This window comes from Methylobacillus methanolivorans (assembly GCF_044751345.1).
Classification (GTDB): Bacteria; Pseudomonadota; Gammaproteobacteria; order Burkholderiales; family Methylophilaceae; genus Methylobacillus; species Methylobacillus methanolivorans.
This window is the reverse complement of sequence record NZ_JBIWXY010000003.1, coordinates 120459-136958: the sequence shown is the minus strand read 5'-3', so window position 1 is coordinate 136958 and position 16500 is coordinate 120459. Positions and strand designations below refer to the sequence as shown.

Sequence of the window (16500 nt, the reverse complement as noted above, 5' to 3'; positions counted from 1 at the left end):
ATGTATATGCGCGCTACCCGCTGGATTCTGCTTGCCATGCTATTGGCCCTGACAGCCTGTGGCTTCCAGATGCGCGGCGTTGCCGACCTCAAGTTCCACACCCTGTACATACAAGGGCCGACGATCTCGATTTCCAAGCCATTCAAGCGCTCACTGGCGGTGAATGGCGTCAAGATTGTCAGCGCCAAGGATCAGGCTGAACTCCTGCTGGAAATCATGAGTGAAGCGCAGGAACAACGCATCTTATCATTGAGCGGACGCGGTCTGGTGCGTGAATACGAGCTGTTCTACACCGTTAATTTCCGCCTGCGCGACCCTTCTAGCGAAACCTGGGGCGAGGTACAAACGATCAAGGGCAGGCGCGAGATTACTTATGATGACTCGCAATTACTGGCGAAGCAGCTCGAGCAGGAACGACTCTACAACGATATGAAAGACGATGCAGTGCGCGAACTGTTGCGTCGCCTGATGGTGGTCAAACCGGTGCAGGGCAAGCCTCGCGCTGCAGACTTGAAATCGCCGCTGGACGACACCGTGGAATGAGGCTCAAGCCACAGGAGCTAGAACGGCACCTCGCCCAAGGCCTGGCGCCGCTATATGTGCTCATGGGCGATGAGCCACTCGCCCAACGCGAAAGCCTGGATGCCATCCGTGCCACGGCACGCGCAGCAGGCCATGATGAACGTACCCGCCTGACCGTGGAGCGCAACTTCAACTGGCAGCAAGTCACTGCCTTTGGTCAATCCATTTCCCTGTTTGCCAGTCGCCGCATCCTCGAAATCGTGATTCCCTCCGGCAAGCCTGGCGTAGATGGCGGCAAAGCGCTGCAAGCCCTTGCCACGCAGCCTATCCCAGACACCGTTACCATCATCATCCTGCCCAAGCTGGAACGCGATGCCAAGAACAGCGCCTGGTTCGCTGCCCTGGAAAATCACGGCGTTTCGCTTGCGCTGCATGAGGTTGCACCATCGGCATTGCCACAGTGGATTGCTGCCCGCCTCTCCCAGCAAGGACAGCATACCGACCAGGAAACACTGGAGTTTCTTGCACATCAGGTGGAAGGCAATCTGCTAGCCGCCCATCAAGAAATACAGAAATTGGGGCTGCTTTACCCTGAAGGTGCATTGGACGGCAGCAAGGTACGGGAGGCCGTACTCAATGTATCGCGTTATGATGCCTTCCAATTGGGCGATGCCGTCTTGAGCGGCGACAGCGAACATGCTGTACGTATCCTGCACGGCTTGCGCGATGAAGGTGCCCAGCCAGTGGCTATCATGAGTGCACTGGCCTGGGTCTTGCGCGGACTAATCAAGGTAAAATATGCTGAAACCCAAGGCAGCAATGTCAGCAGTGCCATGCAGCAGGCCAGGATTTATGGTGATAGACAAAACTTGGTCAAACGCGCGCTATCACGCCTGAATATGCGCCAACTGGAAGCAGCGCTACAGAAACTGGCGGAAATCGACAAAGCGGGCAAAGGCTTGTTGAACCAGGACCCATGGCTGGAAATCTCGCGCTTGTGCTTTGGCTTGGCGCGCATAGGCAGCCGGAAATAATAGGCATAGAGGCAAGAATGGAAGACATCAAACACTATATGCAACAGCTTGGCACTGAGGCACGCGCTGCCTCCCGTGCCATGGCTCGCGCTGATACAGACACCAAGAACAAGGCCTTGCGTGCGATTGCCACGGCCATTCGCCGTGAGCGTGACACCTTGCTGGCAGCCAATGCCGCCGATCTGCAAGCCGCGCGCAACAATGGCCTCGAGCCTGCCATGCTAGACCGCCTGATATTGAGTGAAAAAGGCATCGCCACCATGGCCGAAGGCCTGGAGCAGATTGCCAGCCTGCCAGACCCTATTGGCGAAATGTCCGACTTCAAATATCGTCCTTCCGGCATCCAAATTGGCAAAATGCGTGTGCCGCTGGGCGTGATCGGCATCATCTATGAAGCACGCCCCAACGTCACTGTCGACGCTGCTGGCCTATGCATCAAATCTGGTAATGCTGCCATCCTGCGCGGCGGCTCCGAAGCCATTCAGTGCAACCGCGCCCTGGCGGCCATTGTGCACGAAGGCCTTGCCGCAGCGGGGCTACCTGCGACAGCGGTGCAAGTTGTCGCAACGACTGATCGCGCGGCTGTAGGTGAGCTCATCACCATGAAGGAATACGTTGATGTCATCGTGCCACGTGGTGGCAAGGGACTGATTGAGCGCATCTCGAATGAAGCGCGCATTCCTGTCATCAAGCACTTGGACGGCAATTGCCACGTTTATGTCGACGAAAGTGCCGACCTTGATAAGGCCTTGCGTATCTTGGAAAACTCCAAGACCCAGCGCCTGGGCACCTGCAATACGGCTGAATCGCTATTAGTGGCGCGCAGCATTGCGCAAGAAGCCTTGCCACCATTGGCTGCAATGTTAGTCAGCAAGGGCGTGGAAATTCGTGGTTGCAATGAAACCCGTGCACTAGTGCCGCAGGCCAAGCCAGCCACGGAGGAGGACTACTACACCGAGTTTCTCGCTGCGATCATCTCGGTGAAAGTGGTTGCCGATGTGGATGAAGCTATCGCCCACATCAACCAATACTCTTCACAACATACCGAGGCTATCGTCACCGAGAACTACACTCGCGCCCGTCAGTTCCTGCGCGAAGTAGACTCCAGCAGCGTCATCGTCAACGCTTCGACCCGCTTTGCAGATGGTTTTGAGTACGGCCTGGGCGCAGAAATCGGCATTTCCACCGACAAGTTGCACGCTCGTGGCCCGGTCGGCCTTGAAGGCCTGACCAGCCTGAAGTACATCGTGCTGGGCGATGGAGAAGTCAGGGCCTGATGCCCTCACACCTGCACTTCACCAGCATGACGATGGGCGAAATATCTCAAGCCCAGGCTTTACCGCTCATCGGCATCATGGGCGGTACCTTCGACCCCATCCACTTCGGCCACCTGCGCATGGCGCAGGAGCTGGCCGAAGCCCTGAATTTGACGGAAGTCCGCTTTATCCCTTCCGCTACCCCGCCTCACCGTGACCAGCCCATGACTTCGGCCCAGCAGCGTGCAGACATGGTCGCGCTTGCGATTGCCGACAATCCACTCTTCAAGCTGGATACACGGGAACTAGAGCGGGAGGGCTATTCCTACACCATAGACACCTTGCAATCGCTCAATGAAGAACTACAAGGCCAGGCAAGGCTTTGCCTGCTGATGGGGATGGATGCTTTTGCTGGCATTACCAGTTGGCACCGCTGGGAAGCGTTATTGCAGTTTGCGCACATCGTGGTTGCCACCAGGCCAGGGGCGACATTGCCAGTGAGTCATACAGCCCTAGATGCATGGTCGCAACAACATGCAATCGCCAGCGCACAATTACTGCGTAGGCAAACAGAAAATGGAATATTGAAGCAGGAAATTACCGCGCTGGATATTTCCGCAACCAAGATTCGAGAGCATTTTGCAGAGGGTAAAACTCCACGTTACTTATTGCCTGGCAATGTACTGGAATACATCAACCAACAGACCTTATATCACCAATCGTAGGCAACTATGCGGCAACCTATCTATTGCCGCGCACAGTGACATGAGTCTATTTCAATAGCTCGCTGACAATATCTGTTGTATCAGTATTATCCGACGGACCCATCCAAGCCACAAAGCCCAGATATGCAGCCGGCATGCGCAATCGCAAGGTCTGCAAGTTCTCCTCTAACATTGCCATGTCAGTATCCACCTGATTTGCCACCCAGCCAGCCAAGTTCAGGCCACGTTGCTGAATGGCTGCGGCAGTGAGCAAGGCATGGTTGATACATCCCAGCCGCATGCCGACCACCAGTATCACCGGCAAATCAAGCTTAACCGCCAGGTCGGCAATGTCATGCTCATCATCCAGCGGCACGTAGAAGCCACCGGCCCCCTCAACGATAACCACATCCGCATGAGCCTGCAGGCGCTGGAAGGCTGACTGGATATGATCCAGATCTATCTGCACTCCTGCCTGTTTGGCTGCGATATGCGGCGCAATGGCTGGCTCGAAAGCATAGGGATTAATATCGGCCAATGGCAAATCCACATTGCTGGCCGCCAGTAACTGGGTGACATCCTCAGAGATCAACTGACCATCGCGTCTTTCACAACCAGAGGCGACAGGCTTCATGCCCACGCTGCGCAGGCCGCGCTGGGCAAACTGGCGCACCAGCAGGCTGCTGATCATGGTCTTGCCAACGCCGGTATCGGTGCCAGTGACAAAGTAAGCTTGCTTGTTGCTCATGCTGGCTTTCTTGGATGCAAAGTCACGGTCGACAACCCTGGCTGTTTCGGCTGCGCCTTCCAGGCATGGCCATATACCACTTCATAAGTCGCGGGCAATTTACCTTCGTGGCGGAATTGCTCGTAAGCCTCTGTCAGGCGCTCAAGGAAGCCCCGACCCAACAGGCCGCGCGCACGGCCTGCGGCGGCATTGTGGGCGCCAATGGCTTTCAGGTCGCGCATGACAGCCATGACATCATCGTAAGTGAGCACAAAGCGCTCGACATCCAGCACTGGGTCAGCAAACCCAGCGCGCACCAGGGCATCGCCAATATCATGCATATCGATAAAACGGCTGACATGCACACTGCCATCACTGGAGGCCGCACGCAGCTCCTTCAGTGTATCAGGGCCAAAAGTGCTGAACATCAACAAGCCCTCTGGGCGTAGCACGCGAGCCATACCGGCAAAGGCTGCATCCAGATCATTGCACCACTGGATGGCAACGTTGGACCAGATCAAATCCACGCTGCCATGTTGCAACGGCAGGTTCTCAATATCGGCACATACTGCCACAGGGCGTTTCTGGCCAGTAAGCGGCGCGAGCATACGCTTCATCAATGGGTAATGTCCCAGGGTTTGCTGCAACATGCCCATAGCAATATCGAGCGAGATCACCTGACTATCGCGATAGCGCTTACCTAATGCCACTGTGGCATGCCCTGTGCCGCAGCCTGCATCGAGAATGACGCGTGGCGCCATCTTGACCAGTTCAAGGCGCTGCAACATGCGCTCGCGCACTTCGCGCTGCAAGATGGCTGCGGCATCATAGCTACCCGCCGCACGGTCAAATGAGGCGCGCACTCTGGCCTTGTCTATGCGATAAGCGTCACTCATCCGTTCACTTCTGTTTTGGGTTGAAGAAAGTCGCGCACGCTATCGGCAAACTGCGATGCATGAGAGAGAAAAGGAGCATGCCCTGCGCCAGCAATCACGCGCAGGCTGGCATGAGGCAAATGCTGTGATAACCAATGTGCTGCCTGCACGGGGGCCAGGGTATCACGATCACCATGTACTAGCAGCACAGGCTGCTGCAATACCGTCAGGTCTGGACGTAAATCATTTTGCAGCAATACATCCAATGCCGATTCTAGCGTCAACGGCGATGGTGCAGGACGTGCAGCCAAGGCCAGGCGCAACTCCTTGATCGTGGCACGTGCATCTTGCGCTCCCATGCACTGCAAGGTGAGAAACTTGATCAGGGTGGCGGCATAATCCTCGTTCACCTGGCGTGCAAATGCCTGGAATACGCTGGTATTAATACCATGCTCCCAAGGTTGAGGATGCCCGGATGGCGTATTGATAAAACATGGCGTACTCCCCACCAGCACCAGCTTACTCAGCCGGTCAGGATGATGTACCGCCAATCGCATGGCCACCAAACCGCCTAAAGACCAGCCTAGTACATGGGCATGTGGTGGCAAGACAGGTAGCAGCGCTGTCACCATTTCATCCAGATTGCTGGCAATTCCTTCCTGGCTTAGGCCCATGCCCGGCAAATCGACAATGTGCAGCTCAAAGGACTGCGATAGCTTTTTTATCAAGGGCTGCCAGACACCGCCATGCATGCCCCAGCCATGAATCAGCACCAGTGGTTGGCCTTTGCCGACGATCTCGACATGCAGATGGCTCATGTGGCCTCCAGTGTATGTAATGCTTCTAGCAATTGCGCAATGTCCTCATGCGTATGCGCGGCAGAAAGGGAAATGCGTAACCTGGCCGTGCCCTTGGGGACGGTAGGTGGGCGAATTGCTGGCACCAAGATGCCCCGCTCCAGCAAGCGCTTGCTTACCTGCAAAGCCTCGTCGTTACTGCCGATGATGATGGGCTGGATGGCAGTGGCAGAAGCCATCAATTGCCAGCGCTGCAATTGGCATGTGGCCCTGAACTCAGCAATCAGCTGATGCAAATGTGCGCGTCGTGCATGATCTTGCTGGATCAATCGCACACCTGCCATGGCTGCCGCAGCCACTGGGGCCGGGCTGGCAGTGGTATATATATATGGCCTGGCCGTTTGCATCAGGTAATCGGTCAATATCTTGGGGCCAGCCACAAATGCACCTGCAGCACCTGCAGCTTTGCCCAGCGTCGCCATGTAAATAATGCGCGGCGAATCAAGCGTGAAATGTTCAAGTATGCCGCGCCCTTCGCTCCCTAACACGCCAAAGCCATGGGCGTCATCCAGCATCAAATAAGCATCGTAACGCTCACATAACGCGAGTAGCTCAGGCACAGGGGCCAGGTCGCCATCCATGCTGAATACAGCATCGACCACCACCAGCTTGCGCCTGACATGGCTCTGCGCCAGCAAACGCTCCAGGCTGCTCAGGTCGTTATGTGGAAAGCGCTTGAGCTCCGCACGCGACAACAAGGCCGCATCATTGAGAGAGGCATGGTTAAGCTTATCGGCAAAGATGGCATCGTCGCGCCCGCAAAGCGCAGTAATCACGCCCAGGTTTGCCATGTAGCCGGTGGTGAAGAGCAAAATGCCTGGCAGGCGCATCAAGGCTTGCAAGGCTTGCTCTAGTGCCTCGTGAGCTTGCTGGTGTCCGGTAACCAGATGCGAAGCCCCACTACCCGCCCCGGCAATCGATGCGGTATCACGCATAGCAGCGATTAAGTCAGGATGTGAAGCCAAGCCCAAATAATCATTGCTGCAAAACGAGAGCAAGCGCTTACCGTCAACCTCAACATGCACACCCTGCATGCCATTCAAGACGCGACGCTGGCGCAGCAAGCCCAAGCTCGCACGTTCGGCGAGCTCGGCCTGCAATGCTTCAAGCAATGACGGATTTGCCTTCACCGGCTGAGATTCCGGCATGGAAGACATGCGGCGGATTAAAGCGGATGAATGCCGAGCTTGCCGAACAGCTTACGGTCAGTTTCGGCCTCTGGGTTATCCGTAGTCAGCAGCTTCTCGCCGTAGAAAATCGAGTTAGCACCTGCCAGGAAACACAAAGCCTGAATGCCTTCATGCATGCTTTGACGGCCAGCGGACAAGCGCACAAAGCTCTGCGGCATCGTGATACGCGCAGCCGCAATGGTGCGTACGAACTCGAAAGGGTCCAGCTCATCCATACCATACATCGGCGTACCTTCCACCTGGGTAAGCAGGTTGATTGGCACACTCTCAGGCGGACGCTCCATATTGGCAAGCTGAGCCAGCAAGCCAGCGCGCTGCGCACGGGATTCACCCATGCCGATAATGCCACCGCAACAGACATTGATGTCTTGCTCGCGCACACGATCCAGCGTATCCAGGCGATCCTGGTAAGTACGCGTCGTGATCACATCACCATAATATTCTGGCGCGGTATCCAGGTTATGGTTGTAATAATCAAGGCCAGCATCCTTCAATTGCTCGGCTTGACCATCTTTCAGCATGCCAAGCGTGGCGCAGGTTTCCAGGCCCATGGCCTTGACTTCGCGAATCATGTTCAAGACCGGCTCAAGATCACGCTGCTTTGGGCTACGCCATGCAGCCCCCATACAGAAGCGACTGGCACCATTTTCCTTGGCGGCACGTGCTGCAGCCAGCACTTCCTCCAGTTGCATCAGGTCCTGCTTTTCCACATCAGTATGATAACGAGCCGCTTGCGGGCAATAGCCACAATCCTCGGAACAGCCGCCAGTCTTGATCGATAGTAGCGTACTCACCTGCACGCCATTCGGGTCGAAATGCTCGCGGTGTACAGATTGTGCACGATGCATCAAATCCGAAAACGGCAACTCAAACAGTGCCACGATCTCATCAACAGTCCAGCGCTGTGGCGCTTCCACGCGCGCCTGGACCTTGGCACGCTCTACACGGTCCAGGCCACGTATATCAATCACTGAATCTCGCATGTGTTTCCTTTTATTCTGTTGTCTCGACGGTATATTCCTGCCATGGCTCCTTGCGTGCACGCAAGATATCGCGCACGCCCAGCGGGACGATCACCAGGATGCTGATTGCCCAGATGATGAGGGCCAGATTCAAGCCTCCACCCACCCAGCCTGCCATATTGGAACTGAAGTTGAGCAGTACCACCCAGGCACCCAGCAAACCATAAAAACGATAACCCGCGGGCACGAGATAGTCACACACGCGTGTACAGGGATGGTTTGCCATGGCACAGTAGGTAAAAATGGAGGCGGCAATCCAGAAAGGGATCAGTACCGGCACCACCACAGCAAGACTGGAAAAGAAGGGGAAGCTTTGCGCCGCCCGCATCTGCTGCTTAACCGTGATGATTTTGGTAGCCATGGTATTAAAATGGAATTGAAAACCGGATTATAGCTTGTCAACATTCAAGTCAACAACAATTAAACAACTGATTAAATATTAATCAAAACAGAATAATTGATGCGAGAAAGCCTCCCTGACAGGCACTTGGTTATTTAGACTTTTTCTGTTGCACGTCTGTGCCACCTTGTTCAGGCTGTTGCTTGAAGCGCTGGCTTTTTTCCTTGGCATTACCTGGCACAGCACCATCCTTCATTTGCTCCCCCCCACTAGTACTTTGATCCTGTGGCTCCAGGTAATTCCCGTGTTCAGTGGTATCAGGAACATTATGTTTTTGCTTGTGTGCGGGCGGCATATCCACGGCATTATCCGCATGTGCGTTCGGCATAAAGATGACAAGAAAAGCTGAGACGATAGCGCTATTGAAAATCTTCATCACGTTCTCCTTTAATGTAGTCATTGAGATGAAGCTTCATGCTAAAGGAGATTTTCACCCACCTATGTAGGCGAGCGATTGATCTCGCTGTCAGTCTAGGCTCTGATGGATGTAAGAAATAATTTCATATGAGAAAGCAACGCATCAGCATGTTTCACCATAAACATTGATAAAATATTAAATAATTTAAATTAATTTAATATCAATTATTTAAAATCATGGATCACAACTTACTGCTGACATTTCTTGAAATCACCCGTACAGGCAGCTTTATCAATGCGGCAAAAAAGCTTCATATCACCCAGACTGCTGTCACCACACGCATCAAAAACCTGGAAGAAGCCCTAGGCTGTATCTTGTTTGTCAGGAATCGTAGCGGCGCAAAGCTGACGTCGCATGGCGAAAAATTTGTTTCCTATGCCAGTCAGATTGTCCAGACTTGGGAAGCAGCACGCCGAGAACTGCCGTTCCCCGAGGGCACCAATGCCATGCTCACCATTGGGGGTGAGGTCAGCCTGTGGAACCCATTGCTATTATCTTGGACATCCTCTCTCAAAACCACATATCCCACGCTATTCGTAAAAGCCATTGTGGCAGACCCCAAGCAACTTCACAGCCAAATGGTCGCTGGCACAATGGATGCAGCACTCGTTCACCATCCTGACTATTGGCCAGGCATGCAGGTCACGGAAATCCTGGAAGAAAAACTCGTCTGCATTCGCTCCAAGCAGCAACCCGAACCTTATATTTTTATTGATTGGGGAGATGAGTTTCGCCTGCAGCATGACACCGCATTATCGGGTCGGCTGAAATCCAGCATGGCTGTCAATCTCGGGCCACTGGCACTTTTTCATATTCTTGAGCACGGTGGTAGTGGTTATTTCAGGACCCGGGTCGTGCAAAAATACCTGGATGAAGGGATATTTGAGATGGTGCCGCAAACCCCGGAATTTTCTCATCCCATTTATCTCGTCTATCCCCGTGAACGGCATAATCAGGAGCTCGCCAGCTATATTGCTTTATTGCACGACGTAGTCAATGCTCCTTCCAATTGGTCACAACATACGGAATTCGTTCTCCCCGCCAATATTTAATATAAAAATATTAAATAATAAATTTAAATAAGTTTCGTTATATTTATTTTAAAAAAGCGCTCATCATTGATTGACCATCACTATTCGGTCATCAAGATCATGAGGCAACAAGCAAGCCCTATCATCAGCGCTCAATCTCAAAAGCGATGCGCCCAGATATTCAATCTAGGCTCAATTATTGCAACTTTGCTGATGCCAGCCTTCCCTGTGCTATTTATCTGGATAGGGATTTCCATTTTTGTATACTCGGCGAATATTCAGCACCCCAGCCCGCAGGTACGGCAATATACCCAATATGCGGGTTATAGATTCTATGGCATATCAGGCTGCCTGCTTGCTTCCATGATCTTTGCGGGCGTATTGATTCCCATGGCAGGAAGTGCCGTACATTTAATCCTGATCCTCTGGGCCATTGCATTTTTAGTCGTTGTCCCTGCAGGACTCTCCGCCTTGATAAAGGCACAAAAGCAATCCTGGCAAGACATCAGGCTAGAGACCCAGTAAGCAAGATAGGCCACATGAAGCTGCATATTGAGCTGTGTGCCAACAGGCAGAAATTAAGCATTACAATTTAGCTTCCTTCTGCCACTGAATAACAACCGATGCATCTTGCAGGACTCATCGAAGCATTGCTCCCCCAGTCATGCCTGCTTTGCTCAAGTCGGCAAGGCGGAATATTGGGCTTGTGTGGTGGCTGCCTGCATGACATGCCCTGGCACAGAGATAACATCTGCCCACAATGTGCACTGCCAAGCAAGGACAACCTACTATGCGGACAATGCTTGCAGGCACCACCTGCTTTTGATGCAACACGCAGTTTGTTTCAGTACCAATTTCCGCTCTCATCCATGCTGCAACAGTACAAATATGGGCAATTATTTACCCTGGCTCGCACCATGGGGCTTTTGTTTGCCGCTCACACAGGCCTTTCATTATCGGCCGATTGCATGATTCCCATGCCACTACACCGCCAACGCCTGCAAGAGCGTGGCTTTAACCAATCTGCGGAAATCGCTAAAGTCATTAGCAAACAACTACATTTACCCATTCGCCTAGAGGCCTGCCATCGCATCAAACCGACACCACCGCAGGCCAGTCTGCCTTACAAACAACGCATCAAAAATATGCAAGGAGCTTTCGAGTGCATCAATGATCTCACAGGTCAGCGTGTGATCTTGCTGGACGACGTGATGACAACGGGTGCCAGCCTCAACGCCCTGGCAAAAACGGTGAAGGCGGCCGGTGCGAGGCATGTAGAGTGCTGGGTGGTTGCGAGAACAGTATCAGAGTGACATAAGCATGGGAAATGACTACTGCCATGTAAAATGACGCCTGATTACCAATTCTTGCCTTTATATATATGTTCGACATCGTGCTCTACCAACCGGAAATTCCGCCCAATACCGGCAATATCATTCGCCTGTGTGCCAATAGTGGTACGCGCCTGCATTTGGTCAAGCCACTCGGCTTTACTCTGGAAGACAAGCAACTTAAGCGTGCTGGGCTGGATTACCATGAATATGCCAGCCTGATTGTCCACGAAGACTGGGAGGCATGTAAGCAAGTGCTGGCAGGCCGCCGGATGTTTGCACTGACGACCAAGGGCAGCACCAATCACCACCATATCCAGTTTCAGGCCGGTGATGTATTTGTGTTTGGCCCGGAAACCCGTGGGCTACCAGAAGAGATTCGTGCCGAATTTACCCCCGAGCACAGAGTGCGCCTGCCCATGATGCCAGAGAGCCGCAGTCTTAATCTGTCGAACTCAGCCGCTATCTTGCTTTACGAGGCATGGCGCCAACATGACTTTGCTGGCGCGGTATAAGCATCTGGTGTAGCCAGGTGCAAGAACGCCCAGCGACTCAAACTCCCATTGAGCAGTCCTTAAAACAAAAAAGCACCATCACTGGTGCTTTTTTTGTAGCAATCATGTCGCGCTTATAACGACTCTGACTTCTGCTCACGACTCAACAGATTTTCCATCGCTTGCCGTGGAGAACGACCATGTGACAACACCTGATCCACTTCATGCGTGATCGGCATTTCCACACCCAGCAGGCTGGCACGCTTGATGACTTCACGCGCCGTATGTACGCCTTCGGCCACATGGCCCAGGGTCTTGAGAATTTCCTGCAATGTCTGGCCATTGGCTAGACGCAGGCCCACTTCACGATTCCGTGAATATTGCCCGGTACAGGTGAGTATCAAGTCACCGGCTCCAGTAAGGCCCATAAAGGTTTCCTTGGCACCGCCCAATGCCACACCAAAACGTGTCATTTCAGCCATGCCACGCGTAATCAAGGCGGCACGTGCATTATTGCCACACTGCATACCATCGCTAATACCTGCTGCGATCGCCAATACGTTCTTAAGCGCGCCACCTACCGACACACCCGTGACATCGGTACTGGTGTAAACGCGGAAATTACCACCATGCAACATTGCTCCGGCCTTGGCAGCAAAATCTGCATTATTCGCGGCCAGCGTCACGGCTGTTGGCAGACCGCGCACCAGCTCGGCGGCAAAACTCGGCCCAGACAATACGCCCCAATCGCGACTATCACCCAGCTCATCTTGCGCAACTTCATGCGGCAGCTTGGCTGTCGCGGCCTCCAGCCCTTTGGATGCCCAGACCACAGGCGCATTGCAGCCCAAGCGCTTGATGTCTTTCAAGGCATTACGGAAACCATTGGTTGGCACGACAGAAACAATGAGGTCTGCACCATCCAGTGCACGAGCCAGATCACCCTCGACCGTCAGCTGGTCGCCAAAGGCAAAATCACCAAGATATTGCACATTGGCACGTGTCACCTGCATATCCATGATATGCGCCTGGTTACGTGTCCAGAGCGAAACTTGATGCTGACGGCTGATTTGCAGGGCCAGCGCCGTACCCCAGGCGCCAGCGCCTAAAACTGAAATTTTCATCATGAACTACTTATAAAGCCGCATCAAAAGCCCCACAAGGATGAGGCTAGCACATAGCCTGTCATACCATCCCTGTGCTTGACCTTTACCCAGCCATTGACCGGAGATTCCAGCATATCAAGCACAACATCTTTGTCGACCTTGCCCAGCAATGTCGACGCTGCATCGGCAGCCTGTCGCACATCAGCTTGGCCACCCTTGACCAGCACGGTCCGCTTGTTGGCTAGCTGCTTGGCCTCTACCCAATTGAGGCCGCCCTGTGCATCACGTACCTTGATCCAGTCGCCCAGGTTGACGATCACCTCGACGGGATAACCCTGGCCGAGAATGAACACCTTTTTCCCCTGTGCAGATGGTGCGTCATACAACACGGCCTTAGGTACGGAAACAGAACGGAACTCAACTGCTGATGCCAATACAGGCACCAGCAGCAGAGCCGCCGCCAGCAACCACTTAGTGGGTTGTTGCGCCATTAGCCTTGGCCTGTTCTTGCTTTTGCTGTGCATACAACGCTTCAAAATTAACAGGGTTCAGCAATACAGGTGGGAAGCCAGCACGCGTCACGATGTCAGAGATAGTTTCGCGAGCGTACGGGAAAATGATGTTCGGGCAAGTCACACCCAGGATGATATCGAGATTGTCTTCGGGCACATTGCGAATCTGGAAAATACCAGCCTGCGCAACTTCTACCAGGAACACAGTCTTGTCAGCAATTTTGGAAGTGACCGTTACAGTCACGACAACTTCATAAATGCCTTCTTCCAATTGAGTCATCGCATTGCTCAACTCAATAGCAACTTGGGGAGCTTCGCGCTGAATGAAAATCTGTGGGGCATGCGGGATTTCCAGAGAAAGATCCTTCACATAGACCTTCTCGATACCGAATGCTGGTTGTTGCTCTTGTGCTACTGCCTGCTCTTCTGCCATGACTCTTCCCTTAATTCAGGTCGCGCGGAGCGCTTCCCCATATATAAATTAATAAAATATTAGATGCGTCTAAAATTCAAGCTTGTCATTCTATCCGCATCAGCGCAGGTTTTGTACTACAAAACCATGACACTACTTCGCCAGCATTGAGTCCAACTTGCCAGCCATATCGAGCGCACGCAGGTCATCAAAACCACCCACATGCACATCGTCGATATAAATTTGTGGAACAGTGCGCCTGCCAGTCTGCTCCATCATTTTCACCCTGAGCTCGGGCTCAAGGTCTACACGTACCTTATTAATCTGCGTCACGCCCTTGCTCAGCAACAAGCGCTCGGCATTGATGCAGTAAGGGCAAGTACCAGTGGTATACATGAGGATATTCGCCACACGCTATCCTTTCACTAACGGCAGCTTGGCATCCTGCCAAGCCTTGATGCCGCCCTGTAATTGCTGCACCTGCTTGAATTCATTTTTTGCCAAGATGGCAGCCGCCTTAGCAGAGCGCGCGCCACTTTCGCAATACACCAGCACTGGCTTGTCCTTGAACCGGGTCAATTCCTTGAGGCGGTCTGGCAACTGTGCCAAAGCGATATGTTTGGCATCGGCAATATGCCCGGCTGCAAATTCAGCATCATCACGCACATCCAGCACCACAGCATGGGAGCGATTGATCAAGATCACGGCTTCACTGGCGCTGACACTTGCTCCAGCACCACGCTTGATCGTCGGCAATAGCAACATCACGCCAGAGCCTATTGCCAGCCCAATCCACAATGCGTTGTTTGCAAAAAAATCCACAGTCACCTCAAGAATATGCCCGAAAGGCACTATTGTACTCAAATTACCCCGCCTGACAGGCGGCCATTTCTGACTAGATGATGCCAGCCAGGAAAAATTCAAGCCCTGATGGTAAAAATCGGAACAAAAACCATTCCTGACAGATGAAATCCATGATTAAACATGCGTAACTAGCAAAAACTCTCTAAAATACAGGGCTATTGATTGAGTTCACCGGAATCCTGACCCCAATGACTGTAACACCCGCTCTACTTGTGATCCTCGATGGCTTCGGCTACCGTGAAGATAGCCGCGACAACGCCATCGCCCAAGCCAATACCCCCAACATTGACCGTTTCTGGAAAGAATACCCACACACCCTGATCAATGCCTCCGAGACCTTCGTCGGCTTGCCTGGCGGGCAGATGGGTAATTCTGAGGTCGGCCACCTGAATATTGGTGCCGGGCGCGTGGTATTCCAGGATTTCGAGCGCATCAATCGCTCGATTGCATCAGGCGAATTCTTTAGCAACCCAGTATTGCTGGAAGCTGTGAACAAGGCCAAAGCTGGCCATCAGGCAATTCACATCCTGGGCTTACTCTCTGATGGTGGCGTGCATAGCCATCAGGATCATATTCACGCCACGATTGAAATGGCCGTTAAGGCCGGTGTGGAAAAGGTGTATGTGCATGCATTCCTGGATGGCCGTGATACCCCGCCCATCAGTGCCCAGCCTTATTTAGAGAAGCTGGAAGCTGCCTGCACACGCATTGGTGGCGGCAAAATCGCCTCGATTTGTGGCCGATTCTATGCCATGGATAGAGACAAGCGCTGGCCCCGCGTTGAGGCGGCCTACAACCTGATTACCGATGGGCAGGGTGAATTCACTGCCACCAGCGCATTGCAAGGTTTGCAAGCGGCTTACGCACGCGACGAGAAGGATGAGTTCGTCAAGGCAACTGCCATCGTCCCTGCGGGCGAAAAGGCGGTGACCATGGAAGACGGCGACGTGGTGATTTTCGTCAATTTCCGCTCTGACCGTGCCCGCCAATTGACCCATGCCTTGCTCGATCCTGACTTTGAAGGCTTCAACCGCCGTCGTCAACCCAAGCTGGCAGGCTTCTACACCCTGACCCTGTATGACAAGGCAGAAACCCGCGCCACGCCGATCTTCTCTCCAGTAGAAATCCGCAACACCTTTGGCGAATATGTCGCGCAGCAAGGCCTGACGCAATTACGCATTGCCGAAACAGAAAAATATCCTCACGTCACGTTCTTTTTCAACGGCGGTGAAGAACAAGTGTTTGCCGGGGAAGATCGTATTTTGGTGCCATCCCCAAAGGTTGCTACCTACGACCTGCAACCAGAGATGAGTGCTTTTGAGCTTACGGACAAGCTGGAAGCCGCAATCCTCAGCAAGAAATATGACGCCATCATCTGCAACTATGCCAATTGCGACATGGTCGGCCACTCCGGCGACCTCAATGCCTCCATCAAGGCAGTGGAAACCATAGACACCTGCCTTGCCCGCATCGTCAAAGCGATGGAAAGCATAGGCGGACAAATGCTCATCACGGCAGATCACGGTAACGTCGAGCAAATGCTTGATTACGAAAATAACCAGCCGCATACGCAACACACCACCAATGTGGTGCCGCTGTTCTTCATCGGCAAGCCAGCAACGCTGGCTGCCCCTGGCACAGGCTCGCTCTGCGACCTGGCACCATCGCTGCTCGCCATGATGGGTCTCAAGCAGCCTTCCGATATGACCGGAAAATCCCTGGTCAACTTCCAGGCGCAATAGCTG

Annotated in this window: 21 protein-coding genes; 9 read left to right on the top strand and 12 right to left on the bottom strand. The window is 53.2% G+C overall.

Going from position 1 to position 16500, the window contains the following annotated elements:
* The 4 genes from ACIKP9_RS12990 to nadD are packed head-to-tail and all read left to right on the top strand — an operon-like array spanning position 1 to position 3537.
* A complete protein-coding gene (locus ACIKP9_RS12990) occupies positions 1–543 on the top strand; it encodes an LPS-assembly lipoprotein LptE (protein ID WP_230348867.1) in 543 nt (180 codons plus the stop codon).
* Complete coding sequence (holA, locus tag ACIKP9_RS12985; RefSeq protein WP_400883701.1) at positions 540–1556, top strand: DNA polymerase III subunit delta; 1017 nt, start codon at positions 540–542, stop codon at positions 1554–1556. Before ACIKP9_RS12990 ends, holA begins: the two co-directional genes overlap by 4 nt.
* Positions 1557–1573: 17 nt before the next feature.
* Complete coding sequence (locus tag ACIKP9_RS12980) at positions 1574–2833, top strand: glutamate-5-semialdehyde dehydrogenase (protein WP_400883699.1); 1260 nt, start codon at positions 1574–1576, stop codon at positions 2831–2833.
* The gene (gene nadD, locus ACIKP9_RS12975; RefSeq protein ID WP_400883697.1) at positions 2833–3537 is read left to right on the top strand and encodes a nicotinate-nucleotide adenylyltransferase; all 705 of its coding nucleotides are present in this window, start codon (positions 2833–2835) and stop codon (positions 3535–3537) included. Before ACIKP9_RS12980 ends, nadD begins: the two co-directional genes overlap by 1 nt.
* A gap of 46 nt (positions 3538–3583) precedes the next feature.
* On the opposite strand, the gene bioD is transcribed toward nadD, so the two are convergent.
* From bioD to ACIKP9_RS12940, 7 genes are all read right to left on the bottom strand, one after another.
* Positions 3584–4264: a dethiobiotin synthase gene (gene bioD / locus ACIKP9_RS12970; RefSeq protein WP_400883695.1), complete on the bottom strand. Its 681-nt coding sequence runs from the start codon at positions 4262–4264 to the stop codon at positions 3584–3586.
* Positions 4261–5139, bottom strand: coding sequence for a malonyl-ACP O-methyltransferase BioC (gene bioC / locus ACIKP9_RS12965; RefSeq protein ID WP_400883693.1), 879 nt, complete (start codon positions 5137–5139; stop codon positions 4261–4263). Before bioC ends, bioD begins: the two co-directional genes overlap by 4 nt.
* Positions 5136–5936 (bottom strand): pimeloyl-ACP methyl ester esterase BioH, encoded by an 801-nt coding sequence (bioH, locus tag ACIKP9_RS12960; RefSeq protein ID WP_400883691.1) that lies wholly within the window; start codon positions 5934–5936, stop codon positions 5136–5138. The genes bioC and bioH overlap by 4 nt, the downstream gene beginning before the upstream one ends.
* Positions 5933–7132 carry an 8-amino-7-oxononanoate synthase gene (gene bioF / locus ACIKP9_RS12955; RefSeq protein ID WP_400883689.1) on the bottom strand — a complete coding sequence of 400 codons (1200 nt, stop codon included), beginning with the start codon at positions 7130–7132 and terminating at the stop codon, positions 5933–5935. The genes bioH and bioF overlap by 4 nt, the downstream gene beginning before the upstream one ends.
* A gap of 8 nt (positions 7133–7140) precedes the next feature.
* A complete protein-coding gene (gene bioB, locus ACIKP9_RS12950) occupies positions 7141–8148 on the bottom strand; it encodes a biotin synthase BioB (protein ID WP_230348875.1) in 1008 nt (335 codons plus the stop codon).
* 10 nt (positions 8149–8158) lie between these two features.
* Complete coding sequence (locus ACIKP9_RS12945) at positions 8159–8548, bottom strand: hypothetical protein (protein WP_400883687.1); 390 nt, start codon at positions 8546–8548, stop codon at positions 8159–8161.
* A 130-nt stretch (positions 8549–8678) separates the two neighbouring features.
* Positions 8679–8963 (bottom strand): hypothetical protein, encoded by a 285-nt coding sequence (locus ACIKP9_RS12940; RefSeq protein WP_400883684.1) that lies wholly within the window; start codon positions 8961–8963, stop codon positions 8679–8681.
* Between the two features lie 218 nt (positions 8964–9181).
* On the opposite strand from ACIKP9_RS12940, the gene ACIKP9_RS12935 reads away from it, so the two are divergent.
* The 4 genes from ACIKP9_RS12935 to trmL all read left to right on the top strand — a co-directional run bounded on the left by ACIKP9_RS12935 (position 9182) and on the right by trmL (position 11882).
* Complete coding sequence (locus ACIKP9_RS12935; RefSeq protein ID WP_400883682.1) at positions 9182–10057, top strand: LysR family transcriptional regulator; 876 nt, start codon at positions 9182–9184, stop codon at positions 10055–10057.
* 99 nt (positions 10058–10156) lie between these two features.
* A complete protein-coding gene (locus ACIKP9_RS12930; RefSeq protein WP_400883680.1) occupies positions 10157–10561 on the top strand; it encodes a hypothetical protein in 405 nt (134 codons plus the stop codon).
* Positions 10562–10659: 98 nt separating this feature from the next.
* Positions 10660–11349, top strand: coding sequence for a ComF family protein (locus tag ACIKP9_RS12925; RefSeq protein WP_400883677.1), 690 nt, complete (start codon positions 10660–10662; stop codon positions 11347–11349).
* A gap of 68 nt (positions 11350–11417) precedes the next feature.
* Positions 11418–11882 (top strand): tRNA (uridine(34)/cytosine(34)/5-carboxymethylaminomethyluridine(34)-2'-O)-methyltransferase TrmL, encoded by a 465-nt coding sequence (trmL, locus tag ACIKP9_RS12920; protein ID WP_400883674.1) that lies wholly within the window; start codon positions 11418–11420, stop codon positions 11880–11882.
* Between the two features lie 113 nt (positions 11883–11995).
* Here the strand turns inward: trmL and ACIKP9_RS12915 are convergent, their stop codons facing one another.
* From ACIKP9_RS12915 to ACIKP9_RS12895, 5 genes are all read right to left on the bottom strand, one after another.
* A complete protein-coding gene (locus ACIKP9_RS12915) occupies positions 11996–12988 on the bottom strand; it encodes an NAD(P)H-dependent glycerol-3-phosphate dehydrogenase (RefSeq protein WP_230348880.1) in 993 nt (330 codons plus the stop codon).
* 20 nt (positions 12989–13008) lie between these two features.
* Positions 13009–13458, bottom strand: a complete 450-nt coding sequence (locus tag ACIKP9_RS12910; protein WP_400883671.1) for an SH3 domain-containing protein — start codon at positions 13456–13458, stop codon at positions 13009–13011.
* Positions 13439–13912, bottom strand: coding sequence for a protein-export chaperone SecB (secB, locus tag ACIKP9_RS12905; RefSeq protein ID WP_230348882.1), 474 nt, complete (start codon positions 13910–13912; stop codon positions 13439–13441). Before secB ends, ACIKP9_RS12910 begins: the two co-directional genes overlap by 20 nt.
* 132 nt (positions 13913–14044) lie before the next feature.
* Entirely contained in the window at positions 14045–14302 is a 258-nt protein-coding gene (grxC, locus tag ACIKP9_RS12900) for a glutaredoxin 3 (protein ID WP_400883667.1), read from the bottom strand.
* 3 nt (positions 14303–14305) lie between these two features.
* Positions 14306–14713 (bottom strand): rhodanese-like domain-containing protein, encoded by a 408-nt coding sequence (locus ACIKP9_RS12895; protein WP_400883878.1) that lies wholly within the window; start codon positions 14711–14713, stop codon positions 14306–14308.
* A 230-nt stretch (positions 14714–14943) separates the two neighbouring features.
* On the opposite strand from ACIKP9_RS12895, the gene gpmI reads away from it, so the two are divergent.
* A complete protein-coding gene (gene gpmI, locus ACIKP9_RS12890; protein ID WP_400883664.1) occupies positions 14944–16497 on the top strand; it encodes a 2,3-bisphosphoglycerate-independent phosphoglycerate mutase in 1554 nt (517 codons plus the stop codon).
* Positions 16498–16500: the final 3 nt, after the last annotated feature.

What these genes read in the sequence shown, in the direction of transcription:
- ACIKP9_RS12990 (WP_230348867.1), top strand. Translation starts at nt 1, where the DNA reads ATGTATATGCGCGCTACCCGCTGGATTCTGCTTGCCATGCTATTGGCC.
- holA (WP_400883701.1), top strand. Translation starts at nt 540, where the DNA reads ATGAGGCTCAAGCCACAGGAGCTAGAACGGCACCTCGCCCAAGGCCTG.
- ACIKP9_RS12980 (WP_400883699.1), top strand. Translation starts at nt 1,574, where the DNA reads ATGGAAGACATCAAACACTATATGCAACAGCTTGGCACTGAGGCACGC.
- nadD (WP_400883697.1), top strand. Translation starts at nt 2,833, where the DNA reads ATGCCCTCACACCTGCACTTCACCAGCATGACGATGGGCGAAATATCT.
- bioD (WP_400883695.1), bottom strand. Translation starts at nt 4,264, where the DNA reads ATGAGCAACAAGCAAGCTTACTTTGTCACTGGCACCGATACCGGCGTT.
- bioC (WP_400883693.1), bottom strand. Translation starts at nt 5,139, where the DNA reads ATGAGTGACGCTTATCGCATAGACAAGGCCAGAGTGCGCGCCTCATTT.
- bioH (WP_400883691.1), bottom strand. Translation starts at nt 5,936, where the DNA reads ATGAGCCATCTGCATGTCGAGATCGTCGGCAAAGGCCAACCACTGGTG.
- bioF (WP_400883689.1), bottom strand. Translation starts at nt 7,132, where the DNA reads ATGTCTTCCATGCCGGAATCTCAGCCGGTGAAGGCAAATCCGTCATTG.
- bioB (WP_230348875.1), bottom strand. Translation starts at nt 8,148, where the DNA reads ATGCGAGATTCAGTGATTGATATACGTGGCCTGGACCGTGTAGAGCGT.
- ACIKP9_RS12945 (WP_400883687.1), bottom strand. Translation starts at nt 8,548, where the DNA reads ATGGCTACCAAAATCATCACGGTTAAGCAGCAGATGCGGGCGGCGCAA.
- ACIKP9_RS12940 (WP_400883684.1), bottom strand. Translation starts at nt 8,963, where the DNA reads ATGAAGATTTTCAATAGCGCTATCGTCTCAGCTTTTCTTGTCATCTTT.
- ACIKP9_RS12935 (WP_400883682.1), top strand. Translation starts at nt 9,182, where the DNA reads ATGGATCACAACTTACTGCTGACATTTCTTGAAATCACCCGTACAGGC.
- ACIKP9_RS12930 (WP_400883680.1), top strand. Translation starts at nt 10,157, where the DNA reads ATGAGGCAACAAGCAAGCCCTATCATCAGCGCTCAATCTCAAAAGCGA.
- ACIKP9_RS12925 (WP_400883677.1), top strand. Translation starts at nt 10,660, where the DNA reads ATGCATCTTGCAGGACTCATCGAAGCATTGCTCCCCCAGTCATGCCTG.
- trmL (WP_400883674.1), top strand. Translation starts at nt 11,418, where the DNA reads ATGTTCGACATCGTGCTCTACCAACCGGAAATTCCGCCCAATACCGGC.
- ACIKP9_RS12915 (WP_230348880.1), bottom strand. Translation starts at nt 12,988, where the DNA reads ATGATGAAAATTTCAGTTTTAGGCGCTGGCGCCTGGGGTACGGCGCTG.
- ACIKP9_RS12910 (WP_400883671.1), bottom strand. Translation starts at nt 13,458, where the DNA reads ATGGCGCAACAACCCACTAAGTGGTTGCTGGCGGCGGCTCTGCTGCTG.
- secB (WP_230348882.1), bottom strand. Translation starts at nt 13,912, where the DNA reads ATGGCAGAAGAGCAGGCAGTAGCACAAGAGCAACAACCAGCATTCGGT.
- gpmI (WP_400883664.1), top strand. Translation starts at nt 14,944, where the DNA reads ATGACTGTAACACCCGCTCTACTTGTGATCCTCGATGGCTTCGGCTAC.